The following is an 18,001-nucleotide window of genomic DNA, read 5'->3' on the forward strand; positions in this document are numbered from 1 at the left end:
TGGGGATTGGGGATTGGGGATTGGGGATTGGGGATTGGGGATTGGGGATTGGGGATTGGGGATTGGGGATTGGGGATTGGGGATTGGGGATTGGGGATTTATTTGAAAAACTTTTTCCTAGTCCCTAGTCCCTAGTCCCCAGTCCCTAGTCCCCAGTCCCTAGTCCCTAGTCCCCAGTCCCTAGTCCCTAGTCCCCAGTCCCTAGTCCCTAGTCCCCAGTCTCTACTCCCTACTCCCTCGCACAGTACTCTTGGATGGTTTTTACGTCCAAAGTCGTATTTTGTAAGGAACGGATGGCGGCGACGGTAGCTTTTGCGCCCGCGATGGTAGTAATGATGGGAATTTTGTAAGCTAAGGCTGTGCGGCGGATTAACCTAGCATCAGTCTGGGCTTCTTCCCCGGATGGTGTGTTGATAATAATTTGGATTTTTTGGTTTTTGATTGCATCTAAAACGTGGGGACGACCTTCATGGAGTTTCAGCACCAACTCAATATTTAATCCCTGTTCGAGAAGAACTCGGCGTGTACCAAGGGTAGCCATCACTGTAAAGCCCAAATCGATAAATTCCTTCACCACACCACTTGCAGCAGCTTTATCGCGATCGCTCATTGATACAAATACAGTTCCCGTTAGCGGTAAACGCTCCCCAGCACCTAATTCTGCTTTGGCAAAGGCACGGCCAAAGTCGCTGTCAATCCCCATCACCTCACCAGTGGATCTCATTTCTGGGCCTAATATTGTATCAGTTCCAGGGAATTTATTAAAGGGTAATACTGCTTCTTTTACAGCAATATGTGTGGGTATGACTTCCTCAGTGAAGTGTAGCTCCTCTAAGGTTTTGCCTGACATAATTAAGGATGCTAATTTCGCTAACTGTACCCCTGTCGCTTTAGATACAAAGGGCACTGTGCGGGAGGCGCGGGGATTAGCTTCGAGAATATAAACTTGGGGAGAATAGCTGCTTGCACCAACAACAGCAAACTGAATATTCATCAACCCGACGACTGACAGCGCTTGTGCTAGCTGCACCGTCCAAGTGCGAATTTGATTGAGAACTGCTGGTGATAGGGAAATGGAGGGTAAAGAACAAGCGGAATCTCCTGAGTGAATACCCGCTTGTTCGATGTGTTCCATAATACCACCAATCACTACCCGTCCGGTATGATCGGCGATCGCATCAACATCGACTTCAATGGCGTTTTCCAAAAACTTATCAATCAAAATCGGATGTTCTGGTTCCACTAGTACCGCAAAGGTCATGTAGCGTTCCAACTCAGCATCGGAATAAACGATTTCCATCGCCCGTCCCCCTAACACATAGCTGGGACGCACCACCACCGGATAGCCTATACGTTTGGCAACAATCAGCGCGTCTTCGTAACTCCGAGCGATACCATTGGGCGGTTGGGAAATATTCAACTGTTGGAGAATCTTTTCAAACCGCTCCCGGTTTTCTGCCATGTCGATAGAATCTGGTGATGTACCCCAAATTTTAGTGATTAGTCCAGAGGTGCTATTGCTAAGGAATTCTTGTAATGGGATAGCCAACTTTAGCGGGGTTTGTCCGCCAAACTGGATAATTACCCCAACTGGATTTTCAGTTTCGATGATGTTAAGGACATCTTCTTTTGTTAAAGGCTCAAAGTAAAGGCGATCGCTAGTATCGTAATCTGTCGAAACTGTCTCTGGGTTAGAGTTGACCATAATTGTCTCATAGCCCGCATCCTTCAAGGCATAAGCGGCGTGACAACAACAATAGTCAAACTCAATTCCCTGTCCAATGCGGTTGGGGCCACCACCCAAAATCAACACTTTTGGCTTGGTTGCGGGCATTACCTCTGTTTCTTCTTCGTAGGTAGAATAGTAGTAGGGGGTAAAGGCTTCAAATTCGGCAGCGCAGGTATCTACGGTTTTGTAAACTGGGATAATTCCTAGTGATTTGCGGTAAGCACGAACTTCATCTTCGGTGGTTTTGGTGGCATAAGCAATCTGGCGATCGCTATATCCATCCCGCTTCACTTCATAAAGTTGCTCTTTTGTCAATTGCTGCAAGGGTGTCCGCTTCAGGAATTTTTCGACCTCTAGGAGTTGCTGCAATTTATCTAAGAACCATCGGTCAATACCAGTGAGTTCATAGATTTCTTCAATGGTCATCCCTTGCTGCAAGGCATGACGCACAGCGAAAATGCGATCGGGGTTAGGTGTTCGTAGTTGGGCGCGGATTTGTTCACCACTGGGTAATTTTTCGGCTTTGTCGCAACCCCAACCCGCGCGTCCGGTTTCGAGCGATCGCAGTGCCTTTTGAAAGGATTCGTTGAAAGTCCGCCCAATTGCCATCGCTTCCCCGACAGACTTCATTTGAGTTGTCAGCACTGGGTCGGAACCGGGGAACTTTTCAAAGGCAAAGCGGGGGATTTTTGTCACCACATAGTCAATTGTCGGCTCAAAGGATGCGGGAGTTTTCTTGGTGATGTCATTTTTAATTTCATCCAAGGTGTAACCCACAGCCAATTTTGCGGCCATTTTGGCAATGGGGAAACCGGTGGCTTTAGAAGATAAAGCCGAACTGCGGGAAACGCGGGGGTTCATCTCAATTACAACCACATCCCCATTAACTGGATTGACGGCAAACTGGATATTAGAACCGCCAGTTTCCACCCCGATCTCGCGGATGATTTTAATTGCCATATCCCGCAGCCTTTGATATTCTTTATCAGTGAGGGTTTGCGCGGGAGCGACGGTAATAGAGTCCCCGGTGTGAATGCCCATTGGATCAAGGTTTTCGATGGAGCAGATAATCACCACGTTATCTGCCAAGTCACGCATCACTTCAAGCTCATATTCTTTCCAGCCGAGTAAAGACTGGTCAATGAGAATTTGCGAAACCGGGCTAGCATCTATACCAACCTGTGCCATTTCTTCAAATTCTTCTTGGTTGTAGGCAATACCGCCGCCACTTCCGCCCATTGTGAAGGCTGGACGAATAATTAGGGGATAAGTACCAATTTGGCGGGCAACAGCTTTGGCTTCTTCTAAAGATTCGGCTGTATCGCTGGGACAAACAGCTACCCCAATCCTTGCCATTGCTTCACCAAACAGCTTTCGATCTTCGGCTTTTTCGATCGCTGGGAGTTTAGCGCCGATTAATTCAACACCGTACTTTTCCAACACGCCATTTTTGGCTAAAGCAACGGCGAGGTTGAGGGCGGTTTGTCCTCCCATTGTTGGTAATAAAGCATCGGGGCGTTCTTTTTCAATGACTTTTTCGACCAATTCTGGTGTTAGCGGCTCAATGTAAGTGCGATCGGCCGTTTCCGGGTCGGTCATAATCGTTGCAGGATTGGAGTTGACCAAAACCACTTCATAGCCTTCTTCTCGGAGCGCTTTGCAGGCTTGAGTGCCAGAGTAGTCAAACTCACAGGCTTGTCCAATCACAATTGGACCAGAGCCTAACAGTAGAATCTTCCGGAGGTCGTCACGGCGGGGCATAGTCGTTGCCTTGAAATACGAGAATACAAATCCTGATCATTTTAAGGGTCTTTACCCCCCATCGTGCTTTTTATTATTAAGTTTTCTAAGTTTGATGATAGAGAGGGAGGGGGGACTGGGGACTGGGGACTAGGGACTAGGGATTGGGGACTAGGGACTGGGGACTGGGGATTGGGGACTGGGGATTGGGGACTAGTACAACACGGCGTAAATAAACCACCCATTTAAAATAGTCAGAAAGCCTACAAAATAAGCATTCTTTCTTTTTACTTTTGCCTTTTTACTTTTGCCTTCTTGTACTAGGGACTGGGACTAGGAAAAAGTTTTTCAAATATTCAATACCCAGTCCCCAATCCCCAGTCCCCAGTCCCCAACAATTATTTTGTATTTCTAATTTTATTTAATTGTGATGCTTAAATTTTTAAAGCTTTTGCAAATATTTATTATTTAACCGGATAATGCTTTTCAACAACTGGTGATTTATTATGCTCTATATCCATTCACTTATTTATGCACAGATAGATTACTTAGATAGGAATTTGTTTTCACTAGCTAATTGCTAAAGATTATCAATGTTAAATATTATGTAAATATGTTTACTTAAATTAAAAATGGCAGAGATATAGGGATAACATTCTCTGCCATTTTTTATAATATTTTAAGGGTTAGTGCTGCCAACTTTTTCTTTCAGTCTAGGTAGATAAATCTAGATTATGAGAGTTTTAGCTTTGAGCAGCTTGGACAAATCCTAAGGTTAAGCTGTCTTTAGCGAGGAAGTGTGACAAATGATAAGCACGTTCCTCAGTTTTCAACAAAATCTTTTCGTACAGATAGCGTGTACCCCGATCGCCTAAACTCTCTGCCTGAGCAGCTTGGCGGCGAATTACACCAATAATCGCTTGTTCAGCAGCTAGGTCATTTTCCACCATTTGGCGGGAGGAATATACGCCCTCAGATTCTTGCTCAAAAACAGTTAATTCTGCTAATTTGCTAAAGGTCGCTACTGGCACACCACCTAGCCCGTCCAAGCGTTCTCCAATTTCATGGATATGGTCTTGTACTTGGTCATAGCTTTCGTTGAAAAACTCGTGCAGAGAATAAAATTCTGAGCCTTCAACTACAAAATGATGCTTCTGGTACTGCAAGTACAGTGCCTGGAAACTAGCTAATATAACGTTAAATCCTTCTGTTACTGGAGCAGTTACGCTGTGATCCAGCAATACAGGATTGTCATATACATGACCAAAATTTCGTAACAAAGTTTGCGTTTCAGACATTGTTCTCCTCGCTTTTTAGCAGCTATAGATTTTAACTGCTCATTGCTTACATATTAACATTTTAATAATAAGAGCAAGCCAATGTGCCATCACAAGATTTTGTATTTTTACCTACCAAAAATCTCTAGTTTGTTGTTTGGTGGATGATGGTACTCTCATTAAAACAAGTCGCAAGTCGCAAGTCGCAAGTCGCAAGTAAGTTTTGTGACGGGGATTTAGACCCCGACCCAAAACTTGCCGGTTATTGAACCGGGGGACTTAAACCCACGGAGTTTGTTAAATTGCATAATATATATCACTATCGATATTGACAAATAGGTTGTAATGTGAATGTTTTTCAAGGTAGAGACATGGGGAAGACAAGGTAAAATTTTCTCCTTCATCTCTCGCTCTGTGGGACGTTAAGGGACTTCCAACAAATAAATTATTCAATCTTGTGGGGTGGACAAGATGTCCACCCTACAAGAAGTAGTTGAGTATTTTTTATTTGGAAGTCCCTAAATTTATAATGTCTCCTAGTGTTTTTCTTCTTTACGAGACACGCTTGGAGAAGTCTCAACGACCACTGCGCGAACAATGTAAGAATTTTGACTTGATTTCTGCCTGATGCGATCGCTACAAAATTTTATTTTTTTCCAAAATTAATGAGAATTCTTGGCACTTAAGCTATGCTGGTTTTAAGAGGTTATACTCCTAAGATTTTGAAAAAGCTGGGAGTTAAATTGGGGTGCTTACTGGAATTTTGTTGCACTTTGAGGGCAATTTCTTGAAATCGTTTAGTTCAGAAATAGAAATAAGTCACCTTGTAGAGGTGAATTGGGCCGATCGCTGGCAAGTCTATCAACGCCTAAAGGAGTTAGACATTCCCTGTAGTTGTGCGGCTAACCAGCCATTGAGAGTTGAAATTAGCAATCCGACTGCGGCTGTTCAACTTTGGAGTGTGATACGGCGATTTACAGTCTCTCGTCAAGACCAGATTTGGACTCTTGAGTGCTGCTGGCAGAATCGCTATCAATAGTTCTAATCTGTTGGTACTGCTGAGAATTTATTGCTTGATAGCTTGTATTAGTTAAAAGGAGGTCAAAAAAATGGGTGTATCTCAAAGTTCAGAATTTTGCCTTGAAGGCAGGTTTATAAATTTTGTTATTAAAGATGGCTATAAGCTCAAAGGTTTACTGCTGAGTACTCATGAGGGTGAATGCTACGTTAAACTTGCTAAACATTTACGGGCTGCTTTTGATTTGCGGCTACCAGCAGGTACTTGGCTACAAGTGGTTGGTTATAAAGAACACGATATAAAAAAAGACAAAGTTACACTGAAAGCTGAACGTGTGATGGCGGCGAATCCTGAAATGGCGAGAGTTCAAACGATCGCAGCACCACAAGAACCCCCATCTATTGATAATGTTAAGGCAAAACCAGCTAAGACCAAGGCCACGATTTTGGTGTGTCAAAAGTCTGATTGTATGAAACGTGGTGGTAACGGAGTTTGTCAGGCATTGGAGGCGGCTTTAAGCGATCGCGGTTTAGAAGACCAAGTTACAATCAAGGGCACTGGTTGTATGAAAAACTGTAAAGCTGGGCCAAACCTAGTTATGCCAGATAAAACTCGCCATAGCCGAATTCAAGCTTCACAAATCCCGGCGCTGATGAATCAGCATTTTGGTGACAAGAATTTACCAGCAAAGCCTGAGAATGTAAGGGAAGTAGCGATATCTAACGGTAAGTTTGGCTGAAAAAATTAGTTAAATCTTGACATTTCAATGAGGAAGCTTAATAATATCTTCATTAAGTGTGTTCCATTTCCATTAATGCTCGGCTGTAAAATTTGCTAGAAGTTAGCAATAAAATCAAAAAACTGGCTTTAATTAAGGCCAGTTTTTTGAGTCGAAGGGTTTCTATTGAGCAATTTTTAACCGGAATCTTACGATCGCTTACTCACACCCTAACAACGTAGTGCAGGTTCTTCACCTTCAGGGGGAATTTTTGCCAAGCTTTTGCAAAAGTTGGGAATGAAGCGATCGCAATGCACTTTGTCATGAGTTAGGTACAGTTGTAAAAGCGTAGGCATCGCTTCATATTTCTACTGAAAATTCACAACCTAAGTTAGAGAAGACTGCAACAACTGTCGCAATGATGTAGCCTGCACATGGTTAGGGAACACGGTTAAAAAGTCATTAAGGTTTTGGATAGCTTCACGAATAGATTCTGAAGAAGCATTTTGAGATATAGCATAGCGATATAACTGCTCTGCTGGTTGAGTATAATGAGAAGCCAAATAGTAAAGGGCTAAATTAAAGGCATTACGCCAGTTTTTAGCATCTTTTTCGTAATTCTGTTTAGCAAGCTTGATGGCAAGTGCTAAGTCAGCCCGTGCTTTATCTGCTAAGTTAAGGGCTTGGTAGGCTAAAGCACGATTATACAATCTCCAATTACTTTCAGAATCTAAGTTAATAGCGCGGTTGAAATCTGCGAGAGCCTCATTATATAGCTTAAGCATCAGGTAAGTTTCACCGCGACTTGCGATCGCCCAGTCATATTTGGGGTAAAGTTCAATAGCGCGGTCAAAATCTTGTAGGGCTTCAGTATAACGCTCCATTAAACGGTAAGTTTCACCGCGAAATGCGATCGCCCAGGCAGATTTAGATTTGGGGTTAAGTTCAATAGCGCGGTCAAAATCTTGTAGGGCTTCGGTGTAACGCTCCATTAAACGGTAAGTTTCACCACGACTTGTGATCGCCCAGTCATATTTGGGATTAAGTTCAATGGCGCGGTCAAAATCTTGTAGGGCTTCTAGGTAACGCTCCATTGATTTGTATATTTGACCGCGACCTGCTATCGCCCAGTCAAGTTTGGGGTCTAGTTCAATGGCGCGGTCAAAATCTTGCAGTGCTTGGGTGTAACGCTCCATTGATTTGTATGTTTGACCGCGACCTGCTATCGCCCCGGCAGATTTGGGGTCTAGTTCAATGGCGCGGTCAAAATCTTGTAGGGCTTCGGTGTAACGCTCCATTAAACGGTAAGTGAAAGCGCGATTTGCGATCACCCAGTCATATTTGGGATCTAGTTCAATTGCGCGGTCAAAATCTTGTAGGGCTTCTGGGTAACGCTCCATAAAAAAGTAAGTTTCACCGCGCCAACCTAAAGCAATTGGTTGCCATTTTACTTCAATCCTAGAATTCTCTAAGACTGCGGTAAAGATTTCTAATGTAACTTGATAAAGTTTCTCCTCATAAGCTTTTAACCCATTAGCTAGTTGCTCACCCCAAACCTTAACTTCAGCAGAATCCGCATCTTTACCAGCCTGAAGCATCGTTTCTGCATATTGTTGTGCAAATTTGCGTTGATTTTTGAGTGCAGCCAAAAATTCATTGAGAGCTAGAGATAAACTCTTTTGCGGTGACTGACATAACCTGTGGTATAACACATTTAAAGTGTGACTTTGCCAGCTAGGATCGCGCTGTTTTTCCTCTTGTGACAATTGCAGATCATTCCGCAGACCGTTATAATATTCTGCCAACTTACCATGTATGTCAGCCCAACCTTGCGGCGATGAAAGGCGCTTGTGGCGTAACATTTGCGTTTTAACGACATCATGATAAGCCCAACCATCGGTACGTTCGTTGACAAAGGATGTTTCTTTCAGCCAAGTAAACAGTTCATCCGCTTCTTCTTCTCCTCTCAACTTGGCCATAACATCCCGATTCAAACACCGAGGAATAGCAGCATCGAGCGCCACTTGTCGCCGCTTGGGGTCGTCAATCCATTTTAAAAAGCGTTCTACAGCACTACTGCTAGGCTCAACTACTTGGTTAGGGTCATTGGGATGAGCATCTGCTAGCATTCCTACTAGCAGGGGCAAATTTCCAGAAAGGCGCAAAATCGTTTCTACAACCTGACTATTGGTAATATCTTTGCGAGTTAAATATTGTTGGGCTTCTTCTTCTGTAAAGGGTTCCAGAGAGAAACGAACTATTAACCCCTCGTAAGGTGCCCAATGATTTTTATCTATCTAATTCATGCCGACCGGCGATCGCTATCAATATATTGAGAGATACTTCTCCGTGGCGACCCTCCAAAATTTCCCGTAGCCAGTTATCTAGAAATTCTCCTGTGCGTTCATAAGTATCAAAAAACAAAACAACGGCAGTTTCTTTAGCAATTTTAAAAATATCTTGCAAAAATAGCGGCGTCAGCACTTCTTCAGGTTCTTGAACTAAACGCACCTCGTCTTTATTTGTTATTTTCTTGGCAACATAAGATGCCCATTCTCCGGCTTGGGTAGCGAAAGCATCCTCATCTACAAAGTCAAATACAGCACCGCCAACAGGAACTCGACGCGCCAGACGCACACCAGTTTTTACCATAGTTTTCCCGACAAAAGCGGAAAAACCTTGAGGAGCGTCTGGATCGGTTTCTAATTCTTGGCGCTTTTGACGGTAAACTTTGTAGCGTTCTGTAAACTGCGTTAGTTTATGACCTTGCCGTTCTAACTCCTCAGCTAAACGACCCATAACTTCTGGTATAGTTTTTTCAGCTTCATCGATGTAAGCGGAAATAATTTTTGCTTCGTCAGCAATTTTACGAAACTGCCGTAACAGAGTGCTTTTACCAACTCCACCTTGACCCCAAACGTTATAAAGAAAACGACGGCGATCGTCTTCTGGGGATAATGCTAGATTTTGGCGAAATTGGTTTATTTGGTCTTCACGACCCACAAAACCTGATTGCTGACGCTGCTTAAGAATATCTTGTAAACTCTTGGGCTTGTTTTGTGGGTTCATTACAAGATTTAATTTGAGGTGCTAATGATAACTACTAAATATACAAGGTGTATTTCGGATTTTATCAGACTTTTTCTAGGTAATTTTTATGCGTTGACCTTCTGAGGCTCAAAAATCCTGGCGACTAGAAGTCGCGGCTACACAGACAAAACCCGCCTACACGGGTTTCAAAAATCTTTAGATACAAAACGCGAAAAGGGCATAACAATTATGTGTATTTTAGCAAGTTTACAAACAGCATCAGGATTGGTAGTAGCAATTTTTACCCTTTTATTTGCCAATACCTTTCGAGGACTCTATCAGCGCCAGATTCCCTATATTCAGGAATATGGTGGACAGTTGAATTACTCTACCGTAGCCGCTATGAAAGAGGAAATCAATCATACCTGCCTACCAAATGAAGTGGAACTGGCTAATTGTAAATTAGTAGCTAGTAATTGGGATTAGTTTGCTACAAGTAGTTTTGATTTTAATAGTATTCTAAAATGGCAAATAGCTTTTTTGCTAAAGTTTTTGAGGTAATATTCTATGACCATTTGGGTAAATGAGCAAATTGATCCGTCTGGGATGATTCATGCCTGTATTGCCACTTGTAATGAATCTCAAGCTAAAGATTGTCATGATTCTTTTGAGAATAATTTGACCGAGACGCAAAAGTCCGCAGGTTGGGTAGCGCGATTACGGACAGTTGATTCTTGGGATGAAGTTCCAGTGAATTCTTTAAAACTCAATTAATTGGGTGTTATGGAAAGTAGGCTGCATAGCTGAATGCCTTTGGCAAAACTCTCACACCCTTTGCTTAACTAGACATCTGTCTAATCAAGTTTTGCTGACAGCTATATCATTTTGGTTTTGACTGCAAATTATATGGGATGGAGGTTATTTTTTGGGATTTTGATTGACCATATTTCAGGCGCGTAGGCGTAGCCCGCCATAGGCATCGCTTGTCTACGACAGCTGCACCTATGCCAACGCCTACAGCGATCGCAGTAAATCCCATTAGAACAGGTTAATAAAGGTTAAAATTAGGATTAAAATTCTCAAATTATTAGTAACTACTTGGAAAAAAAGCAGCATATTAGAGAAAAATGATGCTTTTTTGGAACTTTTAAGAGTTATTATCTATAGCAGAGATTAAATTAAAAATTTTGTATAAACCGAATCAATTTAGTGAACTATCCCAAGGTTTACACTCCGGAGCAAGCCTGTCCCATTAATTTAGTTGGTGAAGCGGGACAAGCGGTTCAAATTTCAATTCATCCTCCCAGTCAATATATCTGTGCCAACTGCGAACGGATATTACCAGATTGGAAACGACAGCCATTTTTACGGGTAGTGATTGTTTTACAACAATCGCGTTATCAATTAGTTGAAAAAACAGCAGAAGTAGAGACAGAGAAAGAACGCTTGCGAGAAAAGTTTATGAGATTTGGCTGCGATTTAGCATTTAATCTACGCGATCGCGGCTATTTAACAGACCTAATCGACCCTCGTACAGGCTATCCTTTACTCTCCCATCCCGGAGCAATTCCCCACGATGACACAGCAGTTGTCAAAGCTTTGCTCAACTATCCAGTGATCAAAAATCAATGCCGTGTATTAATTCATCCCGATTGGGGTGCAGCAGTTTATCCTAGCATTTTGATATCAGAAGCTCCCCCAATTGTGATCGAATGGGTTACAAAAGGCATAGCAGCTATGCATGGGTGGAGAGAAATTGATTATTAGTCATTTGTAATTTGTCGTTGGGCATTGGTTAGAAAAGCTAATATTTTTCAGTGGTTGAGTTAAGCATAATGTATCAAAAGATGTGTTAAAACCTAATAATGACTAAAACACAGCCTAATCACATCAAAATTTACCTAGCCCAACCGCAAGATAGAAATCAGATTTTTGATATCCAAAAAGATGCCACACAGACACTAATAGTATAATCAAAATCATAAATCTGATACAATGCGAACTTTTTTCTCAAGCATAGTTTGTTTTAGATGCTGATACAGAGTATCATCGTGAGTTAGCAAAGCTCGCTTAGTTTTCGTGTTGACAATTACATATCTTGGTTCTTTTTCTGAAGGTGAGGCATAAAATTTTAACAGTGCCCAATCAGGTTCTTGGCCATTCCATAGATATGAGAAATCTTCTAAATTTGTATTCATATCAATACCTATTTTTTTAAAACTTTTTGTCTACAGAAATTATCTGATATCTGCCCTCAACTATTTTTCGGTCGTCGCAATTTCTGAGAACCAATTGGGCCGAGAATTTGATTCAGACTCCGTAACTGTTCTGCTGTACCCATACCAATTAGCCGATCGCCTGGCATTAACACCGTATCGCCAGTGGGGCCACCGATGAGAGTCCCATCAAGACGGCGAATTGCTAGGACTAATGCCCCAGATTGCGATCGCAATCTCGCTTTTTGCAAACTTTGACCCACAAAGGGACAAAAAGCCGGATCGAGTAAAAATTCTTCCATATACAACTGACGGTCTGCACCTGTCAAAATTCCATCTACAAAATCTAAGACTTGGGGTCTGAGAGCCGCAGCAGCCATACGTTTCCCACCAGTGATATAGGGGGATATAACTTCATCTGCACCACCGCGTCGTAACTTCTGCAAAGCTTCTTCTGTACTTGCCCGTGCAATTACCCGAATTCCCGAATTCAGTGTTTTTGCTGATAAAACAATATATAAATTTTCGGCATCTGAAGGAAGGGCAGCAACAATACAAATCGCCCGTTCAATACCAACTTTCAGAAGTGTGTCATCTAGGGTAGCGTCACCTTGATATGCCGTGTAACCTTCAGTCTGCGCCCTTTGTACAGATTCCATGTCAGCATCAATCACTACAAAAGGTGCGTCTTCTGCCCGAAATTCCTTGGCAATTTGACGACCAGTGCGGCTAAATCCACAGATGATGTAATGTTCTGTTAGAGATTCCATTAACCGCCTCTGTTGCTGTAGCCGAATTCCTTCTTGAAAGTAGCCTTGAATGATCGCTTCTGTAAATCTGTTGACAATGTAACCGATATTGACTACACCCAACAAAATCAAGGCAATTGTAAACAATCTTCCTCGGCTACCCAGTGGGTGAGTCTCTCCGTATCCCACAGTGGCTAAAGTGATGACTGTCATATAAGCTGCGTCTTCCCATGACCAGCCTTCCACTAACCAGTACCACAAAGTACCAATGAGGAAAACACCGCCAAGAGCGATCGCCCCAGCCATTAACTCCTTTTGGATACGCTGATATTTTTGCTCAAGTGTTGAAAATGAGGTAACAATAGTACTTTTAACCTACTTTTTCTAGTTTTCTGCTAGCTTTTTAGCATTCGTCCTTTTTAGTATATTTAAACTGAGTAAGTGGGCAAGAAGAAATCGGGTGGATCAGAGATTATTTTATTAAGGGAAATCGTCAAAAATGTTACTGCATTTAAGTACTTGGCAAGAAGTCGAAGCTTATTTACAGCAGTCAAAGGGGATTATTTTCCCTATTGGTTCCACAGAACAACATGGGCCAACGGGGTTAATTGGTACTGATGCTATTTGTGCAGAAGCGATCGCAGCTGGTGTAGGTGATGCAACCCAAGCGATCGTTGGCCCTACAATCAATGTGGGCATGGCACTGCACCATACTGCTTTTCCTGGCTCAATCAGTCTGCGTCCCAGCACTTTAATTCAAGTAGTGCGAGATTATGTAACTTGTTTAGCCAAAGCTGGTTTTAGCAGGTTCTACTTTATCAACGGACATGGTGGGAACATCGCCACCCTGAAAGCGGCTTTCTCCGAAACTTACGCGCACTTAGAAGATTTGCAGATTCCCAATGCTCAACAAGTGCAATGTCAAGTGGCAAACTGGTTTATGTGCGGTTCTGTATATAAGCTAGCTAAAGAATTATATGGTGATCAAGAAGGCTCTCATGCAACGCCAAGTGAAGTAGCGCTCACTCAGTATGTTTATCCAGAGGCGATTAAGCAAGCATACCTTTCACCAGAAGTTGCAAGGGGACATCGGATTTATAGCGCTGCTGACTTTCGAGTGCGTTATCCAGATGGACGTATGGGTTCAAATCCGGCTTTAGCAACGCCTGAACATGGTAAGCAATTTTATGATTTGGCGGTGAAAGAACTTAGCAGTGGGTATTTGGAATTTGTGAACGCAGAATAAAAGTCAAACAATTTTGGATTTTGGATTAATTCTACAGATAAATCTGATTGCTCTATACCATCAAGAATTGCCAGACGGTGCCTGGTAATTCTAATTTATTCCTGCTTTTGCTGAAACTGGCTCAATAACCAAGTTCCAACTTCAGATTGACTCATTTCACGGCTACGGCGTAAGGCTTCTTCTAAAATAGACATTGCCAAACCAGGCAATAGCTGTGATTCTTGAATACGTTTACTGCCTTGATCTGCGATCGCATAAGCTATAATTTCTGCATTTTGGACATCTACTACCCAGTATTCAGTAACACCCAACTCTTCATAGAGCGATCGCTTTGTACCCAAATCATCCAACAGGGATGTTTTCGCAATTTCAATCACTAAATCTGGTGCAGGATAGCGATCGAGGTTGACAATTCCTGTACCTGCTGGGATAGCTTGGGCGCGTTCTCTGAGGTAATACGCCACATCGGGCTGACAATCCTGAACACCAGTTTTACGAAAGGTAGTGGTGTCTAAACCTGTGGCTAGAATCCCTTTAAGTGCTGCAAATAGAGTCACTGCAAAAATAATTACAACATGGTCTTGACCATGATCAAAACTAACTGGTGCCATCTCCAGCCTCATGTGCCCCTTATAGTAGTAACTCTTTGCCTTCTCGTTGAGTAAGTTAGCGACTATCTGCTCATACTCCTGCCAAGAAGTGTAAATCCATGTATCTGTCGGTAACTGGGTCTGAGTTTCACTCATTGCCTAACCCTTATGCGTTTCTGTTTCTGATAGTAATCAAATCTCCTAGCTAAGTCAGTAGGTAGTTTTTGCCATTCTTCATCAGGGACTTGGGCAGATAGGTTTCAAGTCTTTCCCTAAACTATTAAACAACCGTTCCAGCGCACCGTAATAGGAAGTTTCTTTAACCGCAGCACCTGTAGACCGAATATCACGCAATTCTTGGAGGTAGGTTTCTAAGGGATTCATTAGTATATCTCTTTGCTTGCCATACTGGAAGCTCTATAATTAGAGGCTAATTTTCAGGATGCCCCTTTCACAGTAGTTATACACAATCTCCTGTAAATAAACCTTGAAATATCAAGCGTCTACTAAATTCTTTAGGTTCAACTCCTGAGATATTAAGACTTTAGCTCAAATTCCAGACTGCTGAACTTCAAAAATTAAGCTTTTATCTCGAACGTTGAGCCTTTGAACTCGGAAGTTGCACCTTTTTACTCGAACGTTGCACCTTTGAACTCGGAAGTTGCACCTTTTTGCTCGACTGTTGAGCCTCTGAACTCGGAAGTTGCACCTTTTTACTCGAACGTTGAGCCTTTGAACTCGGAAGTTGCACCTTTTTGCTTGAACGTTGAGCCTTTGAACTCGGAAGTTGCACCTTTTTGCTCGAACGTTGAGCCTTTGAACTCGGAAGTTGCACCTTTTTGCTCGAACGTTGAGCCTTTGAACTCAAAAAAACAAGCTCAGAACTCGGAATGTCGTGCTTTTAACTCCAACATCCAATTTCTGAGCTTCAAAGTTACACTTTTTAAGTGCAACTACCGAGCTATTTTCTACAATGCAGCTTTTTGAGACTTGGATTTTCCAGGTTTACGAGCAAATCGCTGTCCCATTTCCACAACTACTGCATCTAAACCCGCGCCCTGTCCACTGGCTTTTGCGTAGTTATACACCTGTAACGCGGCTGCATAAGCTTCACTACCGACTGCAAGAGATGTATCATCTACCAACTCTTGTAACTGCGTCAACGACAATAACACCGGATACAACGCTTCAAATAATTGCACATCCTTCCGCATCTCTTCTAAGTCAAACGATCGCGGTAAAAACTCTGGGTTCTGCGCCGCCACCTCTAATGCTTTACTCACAAACGCCCGACTCTTATCTCCCATCTTGGGTAAAGTCTTGCGATCGTCGGCACTCAAATCAACCAAAAATGGTAGCTTTTCTTTAATGGTGGCGATGGCTTGCAACACAGCATCTCTGTCTGTTTGTGCTAATGTTGCACTAATTGGGGTCGTAGACATAGAAATCACTCTCCAGTAAGTTTCTTAAATCTAGAGTGCCCACATATACAACCAAAATTTTAATTCGCTTGATAGCATGGCGATCGCGCTTGAGTCGGGAGGAGATGGGGAAAATGTTCGGATTAAGTGAGTTAAAGCAAACTAGATTTTACCAAGAAGTTTTTGCAGAGGGTAAAGAAGAAGGTAAACAGGAAGGCAAGCTAGAAACAATACCTCAGCTATGGGCGTTAGGATTGAGCATTGAACAGATATCCCAAGCATTAGGTTTGGACGAACAAGTAGACATCTCCGAAAAAGAACGTAGAGACGTAGCACTGCTACGTCTCTACAAGGGTTCTGGGTAACGCATATTTAATTTCTGGAGATGTCTAGTTGTTAGGCAAGTTGTACAACCAAAATCATAAGATGATGGAGAGTACCAAAAATGGTTTGCTGGTTGTGGCAATTCACTATAGGAGATTGCATACAAGAATGTTCTGTGGGACGGGTGAGACAACCATCCCACAAGAGTCATTATTTTAATTAACCCTGTTTTGTCACTCTGGGAAAATAAAAATCAAAGCCAAATTTTGAACTATAGATACAACGGGCATTTGAGCGTTTATTTTCTAACACAATGGCTGAAATCATGATTTTTTGGTAAAAGTCTTATGCTGTAAGCATTCCAGATTATTCTCTCCCGAAAGTGATAAAAGAGGGTTAATTCCGAGCAATACCTTCTTCCCGCGCTGCACGTTGCACAGCAGCAGCAACAGCAGTGGCGACACGCTCATCAAAGACTGAAGGAATAATGTGTTCCCGATCTAAGTCTGAGGGCTTGACTAAGGAGGCGATCGCACTTGCAGCTTCCAAGTACATTTTGATGGTAATTGTCTGTGCCCGACAATCTAAAGCACCACGGAATACGCCAGGAAAAGCGAGGACGTTATTGATTTGATTTGGGTAATCACTGCGACCGGTCGCAATCACAGCAACATCTTGACTGATTAATTCTGGCTGAATCTCTGGAATGGGATTTGCCATTGCAAACACAATTGGATCTTTCGCCATCGATTGCACCATTTCTGGTGTCAAAACTCCTGGTGCGCTGACGCCAATAAACACATCTGCCCCTTGCATTGCACCCGCTAATGTGCCCTGACCTTTCACCGCAAATTCGAGTTTTTCTTCTGTCAAATCGGTGCGACTGGTAGAGATAATCCCTTTAGAGTCGCACATCCAGATTTTTTCTGCGCCAGCTTTACGGAGTAACCGAGCGATCGCCACTCCCGCCGCCCCAGCACCGTTAATCACAATCTTGATTTCTGCTAAGGATTTATGTACCAGTTTCAGGGAATTAAATAATGCTGCCAAGGTGACAATTGCTGTACCGTGCTGGTCATCGTGAAAAACGGGGATATCTAATTCTTGGCGTAATCTCTTTTCAATTTCAAAGCAGCGAGGTGCAGCAATATCCTCTAAATTCACGCCCCCAAACACCGGAGCGATATTCTTAACTGTCTGGATAATTTCTTCTGTATCTTGGGTGGCGAGACAGATGGGAAAAGCATCTAGCCCAGCAAATTCCTTGAATAGCATTGCTTTACCTTCCATGACTGGTAGGGCGGCGGCGGGGCCGAGATTTCCCAAACCCAAAACGGCACTACCATCGGTGACAATGGCAACAGTGTTTTGTTTGATAGTTAAGTTGTAAACTTCTTCTGGGTCTTGAGCGATCGCTGTACAAATGCGACCGACTCCGGGCGTGTAAGCCATTGCCAAATCGGAAACACTCTTCAGGGGAATTCTGCTGACAATGCTGATTTTGCCACCGCGATGCAAATTAAAGGTGCGATCGTAGACACTGAGCAACTTGATGTCTGGTAATGCTTTGACTGCTTGCACAATGGTTTCAGCGTGTTCGGTACTCGCAGCATCCACAGTCAGATCGCGGGTGGATTCTTTGCGGGTTTGCTCGATTAGATCAATTTGACCGAGATTACCGCCAGTGGAGGCGATCGCCTGGGTTATTGATGCCAACATCCCTACACGATTGGGAATCTGCAAGCGCAGTGTCAAACTAAAACTAGAATTCGGTGTTAGGTTTGCCATATTGATTTAGGATTTTAAGTTTTAGATTTTATATTGAATTGAGACAAAACTAAAATCTGAGCTTTGTAGTCAGTGGAAACAATTTTTATTTATACCAATGCGTCTACTAATATAAATGAGTCACAATTTAGTAATTGTACCCAAATACACCAGAT

At 42.8% G+C, this 18,001-nt stretch carries 18 protein-coding genes and 1 pseudogene; 8 read left to right on the plus strand and 11 right to left on the minus strand.

The window, feature by feature from the left end; genetic code table 11:
- Nucleotides 1-229: 229 nt before the first annotated feature.
- Complete coding sequence (gene carB, locus V7K76_RS13240) at nt 230-3,490, minus strand: carbamoyl-phosphate synthase large subunit (protein WP_334952070.1); 3,261 nt, start codon at nt 3,488-3,490, stop codon at nt 230-232.
- A gap of 722 nt (nt 3,491-4,212) precedes the next feature.
- Nucleotides 4,213-4,767 (minus strand): Dps family protein, encoded by a 555-nt coding sequence (locus V7K76_RS13245; protein ID WP_334776135.1) that lies wholly within the window; start codon nt 4,765-4,767, stop codon nt 4,213-4,215.
- 766 nt (nt 4,768-5,533) lie between these two features.
- Between V7K76_RS13245 and V7K76_RS13250 the strand changes: the two genes are divergently transcribed.
- Together V7K76_RS13250 and V7K76_RS13255 are read left to right on the plus strand one after the other, a co-directional pair.
- A complete protein-coding gene (locus V7K76_RS13250) occupies nt 5,534-5,785 on the plus strand; it encodes an Asr1405/Asl0597 family protein (RefSeq protein WP_334776136.1) in 252 nt (83 codons plus the stop codon).
- Nucleotides 5,786-5,855: 70 nt separating this feature from the next.
- Nucleotides 5,856-6,503: a (2Fe-2S) ferredoxin domain-containing protein gene (locus V7K76_RS13255; RefSeq protein WP_334776137.1), complete on the plus strand. Its 648-nt coding sequence runs from the start codon at nt 5,856-5,858 to the stop codon at nt 6,501-6,503.
- Nucleotides 6,504-6,712: 209 nt separating this feature from the next.
- On the opposite strand, the gene V7K76_RS13260 is transcribed toward V7K76_RS13255, so the two are convergent.
- The 3 genes from V7K76_RS13260 to V7K76_RS13270 form a co-directional block, all read right to left on the minus strand.
- Nucleotides 6,713-6,838, minus strand: a complete 126-nt coding sequence (locus V7K76_RS13260) for a hypothetical protein (protein ID WP_334776138.1) — start codon at nt 6,836-6,838, stop codon at nt 6,713-6,715.
- Nucleotides 6,839-6,868: 30 nt separating this feature from the next.
- A complete protein-coding gene (locus tag V7K76_RS13265) occupies nt 6,869-8,629 on the minus strand; it encodes a tetratricopeptide repeat protein (RefSeq protein ID WP_334776139.1) in 1,761 nt (586 codons plus the stop codon).
- 142 nt (nt 8,630-8,771) lie between these two features.
- Nucleotides 8,772-9,551 (minus strand): ATP-binding protein, encoded by a 780-nt coding sequence (locus V7K76_RS13270; protein ID WP_334952067.1) that lies wholly within the window; start codon nt 9,549-9,551, stop codon nt 8,772-8,774.
- A 228-nt stretch (nt 9,552-9,779) separates the two neighbouring features.
- Here V7K76_RS13270 and V7K76_RS13275 point away from each other — a divergent pair.
- From V7K76_RS13275 to V7K76_RS13285, 3 genes and pseudogenes are all read left to right on the plus strand, one after another.
- A pseudogene (locus tag V7K76_RS13275) lies at nt 9,780-9,952 on the plus strand (MotA/TolQ/ExbB proton channel family protein); the annotation flags it as partial.
- A 127-nt stretch (nt 9,953-10,079) separates the two neighbouring features.
- Nucleotides 10,080-10,286: a glycogen debranching protein gene (locus V7K76_RS13280; RefSeq protein ID WP_334776141.1), complete on the plus strand. Its 207-nt coding sequence runs from the start codon at nt 10,080-10,082 to the stop codon at nt 10,284-10,286.
- A 435-nt stretch (nt 10,287-10,721) separates the two neighbouring features.
- Nucleotides 10,722-11,279: a methylmalonic aciduria and homocystinuria type D protein gene (locus tag V7K76_RS13285; protein WP_334776142.1), complete on the plus strand. Its 558-nt coding sequence runs from the start codon at nt 10,722-10,724 to the stop codon at nt 11,277-11,279.
- A 212-nt stretch (nt 11,280-11,491) separates the two neighbouring features.
- Here V7K76_RS13285 and V7K76_RS13290 read toward each other — a convergent pair whose 3' ends face one another.
- Both V7K76_RS13290 and V7K76_RS13295 read right to left on the minus strand, forming a co-directional pair.
- On the minus strand, nt 11,492-11,710 hold the full coding sequence (locus tag V7K76_RS13290; protein ID WP_334730754.1) for a hypothetical protein: 219 nt from the start codon (nt 11,708-11,710) through the stop codon (nt 11,492-11,494).
- Nucleotides 11,711-11,766: 56 nt separating this feature from the next.
- Nucleotides 11,767-12,783 carry a potassium channel family protein gene (locus V7K76_RS13295; RefSeq protein WP_334776143.1) on the minus strand — a complete coding sequence of 339 codons (1,017 nt, stop codon included), beginning with the start codon at nt 12,781-12,783 and terminating at the stop codon, nt 11,767-11,769.
- A gap of 193 nt (nt 12,784-12,976) precedes the next feature.
- Here V7K76_RS13295 and V7K76_RS13300 point away from each other — a divergent pair, with 193 nt between their 5' ends.
- Nucleotides 12,977-13,723, plus strand: a complete 747-nt coding sequence (locus tag V7K76_RS13300; protein WP_334776144.1) for a creatininase family protein — start codon at nt 12,977-12,979, stop codon at nt 13,721-13,723.
- A 95-nt stretch (nt 13,724-13,818) separates the two neighbouring features.
- Here V7K76_RS13300 and V7K76_RS13305 read toward each other — a convergent pair whose 3' ends face one another.
- Both V7K76_RS13305 and V7K76_RS13310 read right to left on the minus strand, forming a co-directional pair.
- Nucleotides 13,819-14,469 (minus strand): Uma2 family endonuclease, encoded by a 651-nt coding sequence (locus tag V7K76_RS13305; protein WP_334776145.1) that lies wholly within the window; start codon nt 14,467-14,469, stop codon nt 13,819-13,821.
- Between the two features lie 81 nt (nt 14,470-14,550).
- Nucleotides 14,551-14,697, minus strand: a complete 147-nt coding sequence (locus tag V7K76_RS13310; RefSeq protein ID WP_334776146.1) for a hypothetical protein — start codon at nt 14,695-14,697, stop codon at nt 14,551-14,553.
- 222 nt (nt 14,698-14,919) lie between these two features.
- Between V7K76_RS13310 and V7K76_RS13315 the strand changes: the two genes are divergently transcribed.
- On the plus strand, nt 14,920-15,300 hold the full coding sequence (locus V7K76_RS13315) for a hypothetical protein (RefSeq protein ID WP_334776147.1): 381 nt from the start codon (nt 14,920-14,922) through the stop codon (nt 15,298-15,300).
- Here V7K76_RS13315 and V7K76_RS13320 read toward each other — a convergent pair.
- A complete protein-coding gene (locus tag V7K76_RS13320) occupies nt 15,282-15,755 on the minus strand; it encodes a hypothetical protein (RefSeq protein ID WP_334776148.1) in 474 nt (157 codons plus the stop codon). The two genes, V7K76_RS13315 and V7K76_RS13320, sit on opposite strands and share 19 nt — an antisense overlap.
- A 35-nt stretch (nt 15,756-15,790) precedes the next feature.
- Between V7K76_RS13320 and V7K76_RS13325 the strand changes: the two genes are divergently transcribed.
- The gene (locus tag V7K76_RS13325; protein WP_334776149.1) at nt 15,791-16,099 is read left to right on the plus strand and encodes a hypothetical protein; all 309 of its coding nucleotides are present in this window, start codon (nt 15,791-15,793) and stop codon (nt 16,097-16,099) included.
- A 355-nt stretch (nt 16,100-16,454) separates the two neighbouring features.
- Here the strand turns inward: V7K76_RS13325 and V7K76_RS13330 are convergent, their stop codons facing one another.
- Complete coding sequence (locus V7K76_RS13330; RefSeq protein ID WP_334952062.1) at nt 16,455-17,846, minus strand: malic enzyme-like NAD(P)-binding protein; 1,392 nt, start codon at nt 17,844-17,846, stop codon at nt 16,455-16,457.
- Nucleotides 17,847-18,001: the final 155 nt, after the last annotated feature.

Origin of the sequence: Nostoc sp. (assembly GCF_036917975.1) — a bacterium.
Classification (GTDB): Bacteria; Cyanobacteriota; Cyanobacteriia; order Cyanobacteriales; family Nostocaceae; genus Nostoc.

Coding starts and splice junctions, on each gene's coding strand:
- carB (WP_334952070.1), bottom strand. CDS start 3,490: ATGCCCCGCCGTGACGACCTCCGGAAGATTCTACTGTTAGGCTCTGGT.
- V7K76_RS13245 (WP_334776135.1), bottom strand. CDS start 4,767: ATGTCTGAAACGCAAACTTTGTTACGAAATTTTGGTCATGTATATGAC.
- V7K76_RS13255 (WP_334776137.1), top strand. CDS start 5,856: ATGGGTGTATCTCAAAGTTCAGAATTTTGCCTTGAAGGCAGGTTTATA.
- V7K76_RS13260 (WP_334776138.1), bottom strand. CDS start 6,838: ATGCCTACGCTTTTACAACTGTACCTAACTCATGACAAAGTGCATTGC.
- V7K76_RS13270 (WP_334952067.1), bottom strand. CDS start 9,551: ATGAACCCACAAAACAAGCCCAAGAGTTTACAAGATATTCTTAAGCAG.
- V7K76_RS13280 (WP_334776141.1), top strand. CDS start 10,080: ATGACCATTTGGGTAAATGAGCAAATTGATCCGTCTGGGATGATTCAT.
- V7K76_RS13290 (WP_334730754.1), bottom strand. CDS start 11,710: ATGAATACAAATTTAGAAGATTTCTCATATCTATGGAATGGCCAAGAA.
- V7K76_RS13295 (WP_334776143.1), bottom strand. CDS start 12,783: ATGGCTGGGGCGATCGCTCTTGGCGGTGTTTTCCTCATTGGTACTTTG.
- V7K76_RS13300 (WP_334776144.1), top strand. CDS start 12,977: ATGTTACTGCATTTAAGTACTTGGCAAGAAGTCGAAGCTTATTTACAG.
- V7K76_RS13305 (WP_334776145.1), bottom strand. CDS start 14,469: ATGAGTGAAACTCAGACCCAGTTACCGACAGATACATGGATTTACACT.
- V7K76_RS13310 (WP_334776146.1), bottom strand. CDS start 14,697: ATGAATCCCTTAGAAACCTACCTCCAAGAATTGCGTGATATTCGGTCT.
- V7K76_RS13320 (WP_334776148.1), bottom strand. CDS start 15,755: ATGTCTACGACCCCAATTAGTGCAACATTAGCACAAACAGACAGAGAT.
- V7K76_RS13330 (WP_334952062.1), bottom strand. CDS start 17,846: ATGGCAAACCTAACACCGAATTCTAGTTTTAGTTTGACACTGCGCTTG.